We start from the raw sequence: 15,511 nt of genomic DNA on the forward strand, positions 1-15,511 counted from the left end.
AAAGGGCAAAAAAAAGAAGTTGCTGGCACAACTTCCTTTGTCATCGTTTCGTATTCTAACGAAATAAAATAACAGCTGTTTAAGAAAATAAACCGTCGATAAACTCGACCTCTTGAGGAGTCAGCTTGAAACTAATGGCTTGCAAATTATCTGCCACTTGGCGCGCATTTTTAGCTCCTGGGATAATCGCCGAAATATCCCTTCGCTGTAAATACCAATTTAGCACCACGTGGGTGATCGCCACGTGATATTTATCTGCCAATGGTTGCAATTCCTTGACCTTAGCCACGGTCTGACGATAGCGCTCCCCTTGAAAATTGGCCTGTCGGCTTCTAAAATCCGTTGCTGGAAAGACTACATCCGCCTGATATTTCCCTGTTAATAAACCTGAGGCTAAAGGAAAAAAGGGAATGTAGGATAGTTGTTGCTCTTGACAGTAGGCCATGAGGGTCTGCTCATTTTGACGAGCGATTAAATTATATTCATCCTGAACCACGTCAACATAGCCATCTTGATTGGCTTCTTTTAATTGTGCCAATGAAAAGTTGGAAACGCCGATCGCTCTGATAATCCCTTGTTGTTTATAGTCATTTAACAAAGCTACCACCTGATTTTTAGGGGTGATCTCATCTGGAAAATGAATATAAAAAATGTCAATGTAATCCGTTTGCAGTCGTTTTAAGGAAGCTGCCAAGGCTTTTTCCATAAATGACAGACTGTTACTATGACCTGTCCCCTCTGGCAAATGAGAGGCCTTGGTGGCAATCACCACTTGTTCACGAGGGTATTCCTGCAACACCTGACCAACCAATTCTTCCGAACGCCCTCGTCCATAGGCAAAGGCCGTATCGATTAAACTGATCCCACTATCAAGGGCCGAACGAACTAAGTCCTTGCCTTCTGCTTCATCTAAATCTGGGTAAAGATTGTGACCGCCAACTGCATTGGTACCAAGTCCGATAACTGAGGCTCTCACATCTGATTTGCCTATTTTGATTGTTTTCACAGTACTCTCCTCCTCGATTCTCTCCATTATAGCATTTTTTAAGTGCTGTATAAGCGGAAATTATTTGATAAAAAGAGAGACAGGGGCTAATGCCCTGTCTCCCCTCTGCCGCTTATCCCAAACGCTCTAAGTCATCCTCTTGTTGTTTTCTGAGATAAAACAAGTAACCACCAAAGACAACAACCATGCCAATCGTTGACAGCAGCGATTCTGCTGCGCCCATTTGCGGTAATTTATCTTTTTTCGTCACCGTTTTCTCACCTTGAGCAGGCGTTTCTTTCAACGCGACCGCTTTAACCGTTACGTCTATGACGACGTTTACCTGATCCTTTGAAAATTCAACAGAAACTTTCTCGCCTGCTTGAAAGGCCTTGGTAACTGGCAAGTTAAAGGCACCTTTTCCATCAGCCACGACCTGATGCTGACCGTAAGTCACTGTGGCCCCCTCTAGGGTTTCACCCGTGATGGCCAGATCGCCGGCGGTAATCGGGTTGACCTTTGAAGCGTCTTCTAAGGCCGCTTGAAGGTTAGCTTCCACCACCACTTCGACAGTCGTACTGACCTCACCGTTTTTAAATAGCACGCTGACAAGCTCACCAGCCTTAAGCTCTGTCGGAATAGCTAAACTAAAACTTTCCGTCTCAGCAATCATTGGCAATGCTACAAGGGAACGGGCCTTGCCGATTGAATAAGAAATCGTGGTCCCAACAAGTGTCGTACCGGTCATGACTTTGTCGCCAGCCATAATTTTATTGACACTTGAAGCGTCTTTTAATTCCGCCTCGGTCACAGACCCAGCCTTAGCAAGGGCTTTACGGCCTGTAGCCGGAGCCGAAATCTGTTGGCCCTGGGCTTCCATTAACTTAAAGTAGTCAATAAAGGTATCAGTATCTGTGTCCATCGCCGCAACTAATTTGCCTTTAGTAAAACTGGCGAACCCATCACCACCACCTAACAGGAAGTCATTGATGATAATATGGTAGGTCTGAGTATCGTTAATAGGCGTCCCTTGATCATCTGTTAGATCGACCACTTTAAACTGATCGTTTTCTTTTGAGTAAGTCAGCTTCAAGCCAGCTATTTGCAAGAAATAATGGGCTTTCCCATTGGCGTGCTGTTCGTTGAGCGCCCCTCTTAAATCTTTTCCTGAAATTGCCACAACTTGAAGGATATTGCCGAATGGTTGAACGCTTTGAGCCGCGCCCCAAGTAATCTCACCCTTTTCATTGATTTTTAAATCATCGCGAATACCGCCATTATTGGTTAAGGCAAAATCAGCTTGAATCGGCTTCCCTTCAGCGTCTTTTAAACCAGCTTGATTGGCCATAAATAATTGAGCATCTGTGATTAAATTGCCCAGTGGGGATTCGCTGTCTGCTGTAACTTCCCGACTGATCAAACCAGCTGCGGTAGCCGCTGAATCAGCTAAGCCAACTTTTGCCGAGGTCACAGGCTTGATCCGTTCTTGAGCATCTGCTACAACCTCAGCAATCCCTTGATTTTTATCTTCCCGATCGGTTACTGCTTTAACTGTTGCTTGCGGAACCGCAACAAAATCCTGTGTCTCACTATCTAATTCACCTTGTAAATCGATATAAGCTTTCCCTTGAGACGTGCTTTGGACTACGCGAACGTCGCTCTTGCTCCCTTTAATCACCCCGTTTGTATATTGATGGTTATGAGCTGCAAAAACCACGTCGACACTATTATCCGGATCTAGTTGATCTACTTTTGTCATCACATCTGCCACTTCACCTGCCACGACTTCTTGGGCGCTGGTCGCAGCTAAATGTGAGACAATCACAATCGCATTAACCCCGTTGTCCCGCAATTCTTTGGCGTATTTAACGATGGTGGCCGCTTCATCTAGCACTTGATAATCTTCATGATGTTTTTTCAAGACCAAATTAGGAAACTCCGAAGTCACGATGCCAATATAGCCAACTTTAACCGCCTTGTCGCCCTCACCATAAGTTTTCACGGTATAAGGTTTAAAGCCATAAGGCACCTCGCCTTTTTGACCATGGTCGCCATCAGCCTTGTTTACCACATTGGCTAAGACCACTTCCATGGTAGATTTTTCGCGAGGGTACTGGTCAACGATCGGGTTAAACTGACCGACTTTAGGCTTGACACCATCTAAGATTCGGCGGAATTCAGCTAAGCCTTCATCAAATTCGTGGTTGCCAATTGTGCCAATACTAAAATTCATCATGTTGAAAACTTTTATGGTTGGCTCATCTTGCAATAAGGCTGAACTTGCTGGACTAGCCCCAACTAAGTCACCAGCTTGAATTCGTTCTGTCACTCCACCAGATGCCGCTTTAAAGGCACCTTGAGCGTCGTCTAAATGAGCGGCTAAATTCGCCGCTAACCCAGCTTTCGGTGTGGCGACCCCTTCAAGATAAGCCGTGCCAGTCATATCAAGAGCTCCATGGAAATCGTTAACTCCTAGCAGTTGAAGAGGAATCAGTTTGTCCACTGCCAATGATTTCCGTCCTAGCTTAGGGCTCGCAATTTTCTGGCCAGCTTTTTCCATGGCCACAAAATAATCCACAAAGGTGGTCGTGTCTGTGTCCATCGCCGCTAACAGCTTTCCTTTAGTAAAACTAGCAAAGCCATCACCCCCACCAAACAAGAAATCATTGATAATCACGTTGTAAAATTGATCCTCTTTAATCTCATTCCCTTGATTATCGGTGACCGTTTTGACAGCAAAAGTGCCTTGATCTTTCGTATAGGTCATTTTTAACCCTGACAATTGCAAGAAATAATGGGCCTTGCCATTAGCATGTTGCTCATTTAACGCACCGATTAAATCCTTCCCAGATAATTGCACCACTTGCAAAATATTCCCAAAAGGTTGGACTTCTTGAGCCGCTCCCCAAGTGATGTCCCCGTTTTGATTAACCGCTAAATCCGCCCTGATGCCACCATTATTAGTAAGGGCAAAATCCGCCTTAACAGGCTGACCAGCGGCGTCAACTAAACCGGCTTGATTGGCCATATAAAGTTGGGCATCGGTAATTAAATTGCCTAAAGGTGATTCACTATCATCTGAATTATCGCGGCTGATCTTACCAGCTTTGAGGGCTGCTTCGTCAGCCGTCCCCACTTTAGCCGTCGTGACCGCTTTAATTGTCTCATCTGCATCGTCAACAATCGCTGCAATCTCTTGATTGGCATCTTCTCTAGCAGTTACTGGTTTAACCTTTGCCTCAGGTGTTGCCACAAAATCACCTGTTTCAACATCGATCTCACCTTGCAGATCAATATAAGCCTTACCATTCGATGTACTTTGAACGATGCGAATATCATTGGCCTCTGCCAGCCCCGATTTCATAACCCCATTCGTATATTGATGGTTGTGAGCCGCAAATACCACGTCAACACTGTTGTCAGGATCTTGGGCATTCACCTTGTTCATCACCTCAACTGCTTCGCCAGCTGGCACCCCAGCTTGACTAGTTGCCGCTAAATGAGACACCACAACAATGGCATTGACGCCTTGCTCCCGTAACTCTTTAGCATATTTGACGATGGTGGTGGCTTCATCTAATACGCGGTACTTTTCATGATGCTGTTTTAGAACTAAATTAGTAAATTCTGTCGTAATAATACCGATATAACCTACTTTTACTGCTTGATCGCCTGATCCATAACTCCTGATCGTATAAGGTTGAAAGCCAGCGGCGGCACTGCCGTCTTCTTCTGTCACATTAGCGATGACAACCTCCATGGTTGATTTCTCATGAGGATAGTTGTCAACTATCGGATTAAACTGACCGGGAGTCGGCGCGTTTCCCGCTAAAATCCGTTTGAATTCGTCTAAACCTTCATCAAATTCATGATTCCCTAAGGTTCCAATCCCAAAATTCATTCGATTAAAAATCCGGATGGTCGGTTCATCTTGTAACAATGCCGAATTCGCTGGGCTACCACCAACTAAGTCACCTGCTTGAATTCGCTCCGTTCCACCATTTTGATGACTGCTTTGAAAGGTTCCTTGGGCTTCATCTAAATGTGCCGCCAGATTCATCGCTCTACCAGCATCAGGCGTGCTAACGCCTTCCAGATAGGCCGTGCCTTTAGTGTTAATCGCACCGTGAAAATCATTGACCCCCAGCAGTTGAATCGGAACCGTCACAGGTTCAGCAGCCGATTGACTGGTTGCTTTTGCTTCACTGGTCAGTTGAGTATCACTACTAGTTGTCGGCAAATCAACCACTGCCGTCTCAGTACTAACCGTAGGCTCCACTTTTTGACTGGTTGGCGACTCTTGTTCACTGGCTGCTACTTGACTAACCTCAGTTACTGAGTCCTGACTCGCTTCCGCTGCTAGGATCACTGCTGGCGCCATATTCACTAAATTAGCCCCTAACAAGATAGTCACTAACAATTTACTTACCGAATTTTGCCACTTCTTCATTCAATTAACCCCTTCCTTAATCTACCAAACATCACAATTCTAACATTAAAAGCGTTTTCTATCAATAACATATAGCAGTAAAACGATATAACTAATTTTACCATAAAAATAAAATCATAAATACAGCCTAAAGGCGAACGTTAACCAAAAACAGGTTTAATTCACCTAAGAAAAGACGCTCATTATTAATTATTGTCAATTAAATGTTAGGAATAGCCCTTTTTTCAAAAAAATTAGATTTTTCTAATATTTATCTTTCAATCTTTCGGGACCTCTATAACAGAAAAACACACAATTATCGCAAAACCGATTCAACCAGTTTTGCTAATAATTATGTGTTATTTCTGATTAAGGCCTCAAACTGTCTAGCTTTTAGGCCTCTTTTCTTTTAAATAGGATAAAATGACCGATTAGCCCGATACACAAATAACTAAAACCAATCAGACAAACACCAGTCCAGCCAGCTAACTGCCAGGCAATCGAACCTAAAAGGGAGCCACTTGCCCCACCAATAAAGTAAGAAAACATAAAAATAGTATTATTGCGACTGCGATTTTCATCTCCTAAAGCTTGAATCCTTGACTGATTGGACACTTGCCCACTCTGAGTGCCTAAATCCAGTAAAATGACGCCAACTACCAACCCTACTATATGACGACCAAAAAACAATAAAATCAAGAAAGAAAGACATTCAATCAAGGTTCCTAGCCCAACACCAAAACGAGGTCCTTTGCGATCCGCGACTTTCCCCATATAAACGGAAGCTAACGCGCCGATCACGCCGACCAACCCGATATAGCCGACTTCTTTGGAACCAAGATTGTAAGCGGGACTTTCCATAAAGAAGACCAAGGTGGACCAAAAAACATTAAACCCGCCGAAAATAAAAAAGCCGTTAAAGGCACTTTCACGAACAACCCGTTGCGATCTAAATAGCCGAGGCAGTGAGACCATTAACTCCTTGTAACTAAGTTGAGAGACGGGGACGTTTTTAGGAAATACCACCACCACTAGACCGATTAAACCAAGGGCCAAAACAACGCCACAATAATAGACAGCACGCCAGCCAAAATAAGCGCCAACAAACCCACTAAAGGTTCGCGATAGTAAGATACCGATTAACAAACCACCTGTGACCGTCCCTAAAACTGAACCACGTTCTTTAGGGTTGGCAAGTTGCCCCGCAAAAGGAATGACTAACTGCGGAATAATCGAAGTCAACCCGATTAAGAACATCAAGACCATCAAACCATAATAATTCCCGATAGTTCCTGTTATCAGTAACACCCCACTAACCAAACCCAACATTAAGATAATGAGTTTTTTTCGTTCAAAAATATCGCCCAAGGGGACAATACATAATAATCCTAAGGCATAACCGATTTGACTCAAGGTCGGGGCCAACCCCATCTGCCCAACTGACACCCCAAGCTCAGTCGCTACCATTCCTTCTAATGGCTGAATGTAGTACAAACTAGCAATTGAAATCCCACAAACTAAAGCCATGATAAACGTTAAATTTTTTGAGATACCACTTTTTTCCAAATAGACACACCCTTTAACAATAAGCTATCAGTCTTGATAAAATCAGCGACTATTAATTGATTATGTCACAGCTGCCTGCTACTTTCAATACATGAAGCGCAGATTTTCCGCAAAAAAAGTTTAACTCATTGTTGCGATGAGTTAAACTTCGCTGGCAAACTAGATATATCCCGTAAAACAATCCGGACATATAGTTCCACTGGATTATCAACATAATAACGATTGATCCTTATTATTTAATAGGAGCTATATAGCTTAATAAACTGAAAACGTTTGGCCGTCAAACTGCTCGATGGCTCCTTTAAGAATCTGCAGGAATTTCCCGCCGGCTGCGCCATCAAGGACGCGATGGTCAATTGACAAGCACAGGTTAAGCATGTCGCGGATCGCAATCCCCTCTTGGTAATACATCGGCCGCTTAACGATTGATTCTACTTGTAAAATCCCCGCTTGAGGATGATTGATAATCCCTTGGGACATGATCGATCCAAAAGACCCAGTGCTATTGACGGTGAAAGTTCCCCCTTGCGTCTCTGAAGCTGTTAATTGCTTATTTTTAGCTTTCTCCGTTAACGCCGCAATTTCCCGGGCGATTCCTTTGACCGACTTTTCATCGGCTTGCTTAATAACAGGGACATACAATAAATCATTGGCCGAAATGGCAATCGAGATATTGATGTCATGATGTTCCACAATATGGGTATCAGCCCATTCACTGTTCAGAATCGGCATTTCTTTTAAGCCTTGGGCAACCAGTTTTACGAAGAACGCTAAGTAACTTAGGGGATAGCCTTCGGCCTGCTTGAACTCTTCTTTTAAGCTTTGACGGAATCTAACTAAATTTGTGGCATCCACTTCGACCATCATCCAAGCGTGGGGAATCTGACTAACGCTGTTAACCATGTTTTTCGCAATCGCTTGACGGACTGCTGAAATCGGGTGTTCGGTCACCTTAAGCCCCTCAGTTTTTGGTTTGACCGCCTTTTCCTTTACACTTGTGACCGTTGCTTGCTGTTCTTCAACCTTTGCCGTTTTTTCTGCCACTTCCGCTCTTGGCTTTGCTAAATAAGCTAAAACATCTTTTCGAGTAATGCGGCCTGCCCTGCCAGTGCTAACAACTTGGGACAAATCAACTTGATGCTTTTTAGCCAAGGTTAAGACCGCAGGAGAAAAACGGTTAGCCCCTGGTTCCTTCCCAGTGAACGAACGGTCTGGCTTTTCTTCCTCAACTTTCAGGTTTTGTTGAGCTTGCGTTTGATCACTAGCGGAATCAGCCACTTCAATTGTGGCAATCGGCTGTCCCATAACAACCAGATCATCCACCTCATAAAATAACTCCTTGACAACGCCCTCGAATAATGAAGGAATTTCAGTGGTCACTTTATCAGTTATCACTTCAAGCAGGGCTTCATAAGCAGCGATTTTCTCACCTGGTTCTTTCAACCATTGACTGATGGTGGCGTCAGTGATCCCTTCACCCAATTGTGGCATATTTATCGTCTCTAAGGCCATTTCAACCTCTCCTTCCTATTAAAATGCTGCCAAATCACGCATGGCGGCTTCAATTTTTTCCGAATTGACCAAAAAGAAATTTTGCATCGGCGTAGCATAAGGCATAGGAGGAATATCGGGGCCCCCTAAGCGAGCAATTGGGGCGTCTAAATCAAAAAGACACTTTTCGGCAATGATCGCAGCAACTTCTCCGATGATACTTCCTTCCAGCGGGTCTTCTGTCACCAATAAGACTTTCCCTGTCTGTTGAGCCGCTGCGACAATGCTTTCTTGATCTAATGGATAAATCGACCGCAAATCTAACAGATGAACCGAAATACCGTCGGTTGCTAATCGCTCAGCCGCTTCCTTTGATTCTTCCACTTGGATCCCATAAGTTATCACGGTTAGATCCGTTCCCTGACGAACGACTCGAGCTTGATCAAGGGGCACCAAATACTCTTCATCAGGTACTTCGCCCTTCACCCCTCGATAGGCTCGTTTGTGTTCAAAAAACAGAACTGGGTCATTGGAACGGATGGCCGCTTTCAGCATCCCTTTGGCATCATAAGGATTGGAGGGAATGACAATTCGCAAGCCTGGTTGACCGAAAAAGACTTTGTGAATCGACTGGGAATGGTACAATCCCCCATTGACTCCACCGCCATAGGCAGCCCGAATAACTAAGGGGCATTCCCACGTATTATTTGACCGATAACGAATACGAGCCGCTTCGGAAATAATTTGGTTCACCGCCGGCAAAATAAAATCGGAAAATTGCATTTCGCCAATCGGTCGATAGCCATACATGGCTGCGCCAATTCCTACGCCGGCAATCGCTGATTCTGACAAAGGGGTATCCAGCACACGATCGCTGCCAAATTCAGCAAGCATTCCTCGACTGGCCTGAAACACCCCACCTTTAATTCCCACATCTTCCCCTAATAAGAAAACTCGCTCATCTCGGCGCATCTCTTCTTTCATCCCAGCTGTGATTGCTTCCAGATAGGTTAACTCAGCCATTGGTCAAACCTCCTTGTTCATCATAGACATAACGCAACGCCTCTTCCGGTGCCGCCATCGGTGCTTGATCAGCATATTCTGTCGCAGCATTGATCACGTCTTTAATCTCTTTGCTGATGGCCGTCATCTCTTCTGAGGTTAGATAACCTTCAGCTAATAATGCTTGTTCATAGAGCGCCACAGGATCGCGATGAGCCTTGGCTTCCTCAAGCGGTTCCTGATCTCGGTAAACTTTGTCATCATCATCGGTCGAATGCGACGTATAACGAACCACCTCAAATTCCAGCAGCGTCGGGCCTTCGCCAGCTTTTGCTCGCTGAACCGCTCGTTCAGTCGCCTGATAAACGGCAATCACATCATTGCCATCAATGGTTTCGCCGGGCATGCCATAGCCGACGGCACGATCAGATAGTTTAGCAGCCGCATATTGCAATTCCGGTCCCACTGAAATTGCCAATCGATTGTTATAGATCACGTAAACAACAGGCAATTTATGAACTGCGGCAAAATTTAGCCCTTCATGAAAATCTCCTTGATTACTGGCCCCGTCCCCCGTTGAACAATAAACGACTAGGGGATCCTTGGCCAATTTTGCCCCATAGGCAATCCCCGCCGCATGTGGGTACTGAGTCGATACTGGTGAACTCCCCGTGGGAATGCGATGTTCCTTATTCCCCCAATGACAAGGCATTTGCCGGCTGCCCGACCCAGGATCTTCCGCTTTGCCAAAGGAGCCTAACATAATATCCCGAACGGACACTCCCCAAGCTAACATAATGCCTAAATCGCGATAATAAGGCAAAGCGTAATCCCGCTCTAAATCGAAGGCATAGGCACAGCCTATCTCAGCGCCTTCATGCCCCATCCCTGATATATTAAACCCAACTTTCCCTGCTCGATTCAGCAAGTTCAAGCGTTCATCTAACAGTCGGCTGGTTTTCATCGTCCGGTACATCTTGATCAATAACGTTTTCTCTAAACCACTTTTTTTAAGTTCCATTTAGATCCCCCTTATAGCAATCCCTCGATCTGTTTTGCTTATCTTCAAAAATCAGGTAACTAGCCGTGAATGGCCAGACCATCGACCATTAAAGCCGCTTCTCCCAACGCTTCCGAAAGAGTGGGATGAGGATGAATGGTCTGGCCGATTTCCCAAGGTGTCGCATCTAAGAAACGAGCTAAAGCTGCTTCACTGATCAGATCAGTGGCATGTGGCCCGATAATTGAGACGCCCAATAAGTCATTAGTTACTTGGTCCGCCACCACTTTTACAAAGCCATCGGCTGGCCCATTGACTAAAGCCTTCCCATTGGCGCGAAAATTGAACTTACCAGTCTTAACAGCAAAGCCACGCTCCTTGGCCTGTTCCTCACTAAGGCCAATACTGGCTACTTCCGGAGAAGTATAGACGCACTTGGCAATATCATCGTAATCCAAGGGGGTAACTGGTTTGCCACTGAGGTGATTGACTGCTAAAAGCCCTTCATGCATGGCCACGTGAGCTAATTGGGCTGTCGGTATAATATCGCCAATGGCATAAATATGAGGCTCTTTAGTCTGACAAACCTGATTCACCTTAATAAACCCTTTTTCCGTCTCAATCTTCGTGTTCTGTAGCCCGATCGTTTCAATGTTGGCCAAACGACCGACACTGACCATGATTTTTTCTGCTGTAAAGGTTTGACTCTTGCCTTTAATTACCGCGTCGACAGCAACAAGTCCTGCTTTTCGGACTAAGCTTTCACCAGAAACTGCCGCGCCTGGATAAATTGCCACTTGGCGTTTTTTTAAGCTACGCAAAAGTTCTTTCCCAATCTCACGATCTTCATTAGGAATGATTTGCTCCGCATATTCTAAAACAGTCACGGCCACACCAAAGTCGCATAACATTGAAGCCCACTCCATACCGATAACGCCACCGCCAATAATGATGAGCGACTTTGGCAGTTGCTTTAAGGCCAGCATGCCATCAGAAGAAAGGATGGTGTCTTCATCAAACGGTAGGCCCGGCAAAGCTTTCGGCCTTGATCCTGTGGCGATAATCAACTGTTTTGGCACAAGCATTTCATTGTCTTGGCCTGCAACGGGAACCGAAACGGTGCCTGCTTTTGGCTCAAAAATCGAAGTCCCCAAAATGGTGCCTTCCCCACTATACAAATCAATATTCCCTTGCTTGAATAAGCCGTGAATTCCCCTCTCCAATTGGTCAACAATTGACTGCTTTCGTTCTTGAACTTTTAAAAAATTGAGCGTACTAGATGCGAGACCACTGCTCTCCACCCCAAAATCAGCGGCTTTTTTAACCGTTTGAAAGACTTCAGCCGAGCGTAATAACGCCTTGGTTGGAATACACCCTTGATGAAGGCAGGTACCGCCAATTTTCGCTTTTTCAACAACGGCGACTGTTTGACCATTTTTAGCTGCTTGAATGGCCGCCACATAACCGCCTGTCCCGCCACCTAACACAACCACATCATAATTTTTTGACATGAGGGTCACCCTTTCCAAAATAAGTTTTCGCTGTTTCTTCGCCCTTTAACACGCTCTGAGCCCCTTGGTTAAGTGCGTTCATCTCATCTTCACCTGGCTCGATAAACAGCGGGCCTAACCACCTGATATAAGTCCCAAGCTCTTCAACAAATTGTTGACTAAATGCCAAGCCACCTGTTAGGACGATGCCATCTATTTGCCCTTTTAAGACCACAGCCTGTTCGCCAATACATTTAGCGACTTGATAAACCATGGCTTGAAAAACAGCCTTCGCTCGTTGATCACCTTGAGCCATTTGAGCCTCCACTTCTCGCAAGTCGTTGGTCCCTAAGTAAGAAACTAAGCCACCACGCCCCACAAGCTCTTTCATTAAACCGACTCGCCCTTTTTCTTGCTGGTTTAAACTATAGGCTAAAAAGTCAGCCATTGGCAAACTACCTGATCGTTCTGGACTAAAGGGACCTTCACCGTCAAGGGCATTATTAACATCCACCACTCGCCCATTTAAATGAGCGCCGATGGAAATCCCACCACCTAAATGAGCGACAATCAGTCGCAACTCTTCATAATGCCGATTTAACTGAGTCGCCACTTTTCGGGCCACTGCTTTTTGATTCAGGGCATGAAAAATACTGCGGCGCTCAAACAACTGATTACCAGAAAAACGGGCCACCTCTTGAAGTTCATCTACCACTACCGGATCGACAATATAAGCGGACACACCTGCTAATTCAGCAATTTCTTCTGCCATAAAGGCACCTAAATTACTCGCATGGGAGCCAGATACCTCCGCGATTAAATCAGCTTTCATGGCTTGATTCACCTCGTAAGTGCCAGCTGCCATCGGGTGGAGCAAGCCACCGCGCCCGACGACCCCCTCAAGCTCTACTAAACTGACTTGGTGGTCAGCTAAAACTTGCTTTAGCAAACGACTGCGAGCTTCCAATTGATCGATGACCTTTGGATATTTTTGCAAGACGGTTGCAGGGTGGTCAATGCTGTCTTCAAAGACACAAGTCTGACCTTGAAAAAGCGCAATTTTAGTTGAGGTCGACCCAGGATTAATCGCCAATACTGTTTTTGACATCCACTCATCTCCTTAATCAATCATACTTTCCGCAAATTTGACGGCAGCGATTTTCGCTAGTGGGCTATCACTTCTAGAGGTTAAAGCAATCGGCACTGAGGTTCCCACTAGGACACCTGACACCTGACAATCAGTAAAATGGGCCAATGTTTTATACAAGATATTAGCTGAATCAATATTGGGGGCAACCAATATCTGAGCATCCCCCTGAATCTGCCCTGAATAGCCCTTACTTTTGGCGGCCGTAGGGTCTGTCGCCACATCCATCGACAAAGGTCCTTCGATAATCGCCTCATTCGGCGTCTGTTTAAAATAATCAACAACTTCTGCTGCTGAGACTGCCGATGGTATTTTAGGATTTAAGACTTCAACGGAACTTAATAAAGCAAGTTTCGGCTTTCTCATCCCTAATTTATTCGCCACTTCAAGCGCATTTAAACACAAGTCAATCTTAGCCCTCGTATTGGGTTCAATGTTTAACGCTGGATCGGTCAGTAAGAATTGGCGCCGGCTTTCAATTAGCTCAATTTTTGTGACTTGAGAGATCAGCCGCTGATGCGACAACTCGCTATTTGTTAACACTGCTCTCAACAGGACAGCTGTTTGAATTTGGCCTTTTAGCAAAATACTTTTTGGCGATCGGATCACCACTTCAACTGCTCTTTCAGCAACCTCCCCCATGGTTTTAACCTGTTCTAATTTGACTCTAGTCTCAGGTAAACTTAAGGCTTCACAGGATACCAGTACAAACTGATAGCGGTTTTCTAGTAACAAAGGCACGACTACTTCGGCGACCATTTTTTGGTCAGCCCCTGCAATGACGACCGTAACTTTCAATAAATAACACGACCTTTCGAATTGAAAACGTTTCCCACACTTTAAGATTAGCTTTTTCAACGAAGAAATGCAATAGATTCCGCTGATAATTCACTGGTAATTGTGGTTAAATAACAAAAGTTTGCCGAGCTAAACATTCTGAAAAAAATGGCCAGTTCCCAGCGCTGATCGCAGGCACTATTGTCAGAATATTACCAATATAAAGACGTTTACTGCCGCCCCCCTCATTCTGACGATTCCTAGCAAATCGATATAAAGCCACCGTTCGGCATGGACAATGATTCTTAAGCGCTGAAAAAACTTGTGAAAAAAGCGCCGTCCCCAAAACGGCGACAACCAACGATTAAATAACAATAAAATTATTTTTTAATACGATTCCTTATTGAGAACTCCCTTATGAGCTTTTCATCAATTCCACAGAATTAGCCATTAAAAATAAAAACGTCGTATTAGCGCTTTGACGATACGACGCTAATACGACTGTCATTATTCTTTTTTCAAGCGAAGTGGAAGCTTGTGAGTTTCCTTCGCTTTAACTTCTAGCAAATCCAGAAGGAAAACAAAAACAGGTATTCCAATGACTAATCCCCAAACACCAAAAAACTTTTCGGAAAACATCAGAATCACAAAAATATAAAAAACTGGTAAATCCGTTTTACTGCTCATTAACTTAGGATTTAATAAGTAGGATTCAAGCATGTGGATGATGCCGATCATGATCAGCACGTAGATCACATCTTGGATTCCACCAACTGTATATCCCAGCAGCGCTAAAGGAATACAAGAGATAATGACCCCTGCGACAGGTATCAAACTAAAAATGAAGATCATCAAGGCCAAACTCAATAATTGGGGAAAGCCCATCACATATAACCCAAGAGTTGTTAAGGCTGTGTTTACGACAGCAATCATAAATTGGGCTTCAATCACCACCCCAAATGTATTGACAAATTTCTTGCCTAAGTAAGCCACATCCTGACTAAACCAGCTGATTTTACTCGTTAAAAACAACTTACTAAAACTTTTAACCCACTCTTCTTCAATGCTGAAGAAAAAACTTAAAACAAACGACATGACAAACGTCATTCCCATAGAGCCAATACTTGAAATATAATCAAACACGACTTTAACACCAGAAGTCAATTGATCCTTAATTTCTTTGAAGCTGATGTTTTGACTGACCCATTCCAATAAAGAATTATCGTCCATTGGCTTTTGATAAAAAGCAAACAACGACTCAATCATGGCAAAAGTTTGATTAACTAATTTCGGCACATAAATCGTCAAAGCAAAATATAAAAAGATCACGATCATGCCATAGAGACCTATGGCGATAATCTTTCGTGGTAGCTTGACTTTTTTATGAATCACACTTACCAAACGAGTAATTAGGTAAGTCAAGATAAAAGTTAATAAAATCAAACTAATAATTTCCCGAATTAAAAATAAAGCGAAACAAATAACCAACAACACAAACGTCCGTCTTAAACCGTCGTTTTGTTTGAATTTTTCCCATACATTCAAAAAAACACCCTCCAAAAATCAGTTTTGCTTACCTATTATCTCATACTATGTCCAATTAACAAGTCAGAGCTTGCTAATT

10 protein-coding genes are annotated in these 15,511 nt (G+C 44.1%); all 10 read right to left on the reverse strand.

The annotated features are described in order from the left end of the window. Positions 1–79: 79 nt before the first annotated feature. On the reverse strand, positions 80–1,006 hold the full coding sequence (locus I6N95_RS06125) for an aldo/keto reductase (RefSeq protein ID WP_347340534.1): 927 nt from the start codon (positions 1,004–1,006) through the stop codon (positions 80–82). Positions 1,007–1,118: 112 nt separating this feature from the next. Then, entirely contained in the window at positions 1,119–5,435 is a 4,317-nt protein-coding gene (locus tag I6N95_RS06130) for a 5'-nucleotidase C-terminal domain-containing protein (protein WP_209525688.1), read from the reverse strand. Between the two features lie 372 nt (positions 5,436–5,807). Further along, entirely contained in the window at positions 5,808–6,980 is a 1,173-nt protein-coding gene (locus tag I6N95_RS06135) for an MFS transporter (RefSeq protein ID WP_245249278.1), read from the reverse strand. A 255-nt stretch (positions 6,981–7,235) separates the two neighbouring features. Beyond that, positions 7,236–8,492: a dihydrolipoamide acetyltransferase family protein gene (locus I6N95_RS06140; RefSeq protein WP_209525690.1), complete on the reverse strand. Its 1,257-nt coding sequence runs from the start codon at positions 8,490–8,492 to the stop codon at positions 7,236–7,238. Between the two features lie 18 nt (positions 8,493–8,510). Continuing rightward, positions 8,511–9,494 carry an alpha-ketoacid dehydrogenase subunit beta gene (locus tag I6N95_RS06145; RefSeq protein ID WP_209525692.1) on the reverse strand — a complete coding sequence of 328 codons (984 nt, stop codon included), beginning with the start codon at positions 9,492–9,494 and terminating at the stop codon, positions 8,511–8,513. After that, positions 9,487–10,494: a thiamine pyrophosphate-dependent dehydrogenase E1 component subunit alpha gene (locus I6N95_RS06150; RefSeq protein WP_209525694.1), complete on the reverse strand. Its 1,008-nt coding sequence runs from the start codon at positions 10,492–10,494 to the stop codon at positions 9,487–9,489. Before I6N95_RS06150 ends, I6N95_RS06145 begins: the two co-directional genes overlap by 8 nt. A gap of 59 nt (positions 10,495–10,553) precedes the next feature. Then, the gene (gene lpdA, locus I6N95_RS06155; RefSeq protein ID WP_209525696.1) at positions 10,554–11,984 is read right to left on the reverse strand and encodes a dihydrolipoyl dehydrogenase; all 1,431 of its coding nucleotides are present in this window, start codon (positions 11,982–11,984) and stop codon (positions 10,554–10,556) included. Beyond that, positions 11,968–13,071 carry a butyrate kinase gene (gene buk / locus I6N95_RS06160; RefSeq protein ID WP_209525698.1) on the reverse strand — a complete coding sequence of 368 codons (1,104 nt, stop codon included), beginning with the start codon at positions 13,069–13,071 and terminating at the stop codon, positions 11,968–11,970. The genes lpdA and buk overlap by 17 nt, the downstream gene beginning before the upstream one ends. Positions 13,072–13,083: 12 nt before the next feature. Then, entirely contained in the window at positions 13,084–13,908 is an 825-nt protein-coding gene (locus tag I6N95_RS06165; protein ID WP_209525700.1) for a phosphate acyltransferase, read from the reverse strand. 486 nt (positions 13,909–14,394) lie between these two features. Continuing rightward, positions 14,395–15,432: an AI-2E family transporter gene (locus I6N95_RS06170; RefSeq protein WP_209525702.1), complete on the reverse strand. Its 1,038-nt coding sequence runs from the start codon at positions 15,430–15,432 to the stop codon at positions 14,395–14,397. Positions 15,433–15,511: the final 79 nt, after the last annotated feature.

It is taken from the genome of Vagococcus allomyrinae, assembly GCF_017829975.1.
Taxonomy (GTDB): domain Bacteria; phylum Bacillota; class Bacilli; order Lactobacillales; family Vagococcaceae; genus Vagococcus_D; species Vagococcus_D allomyrinae.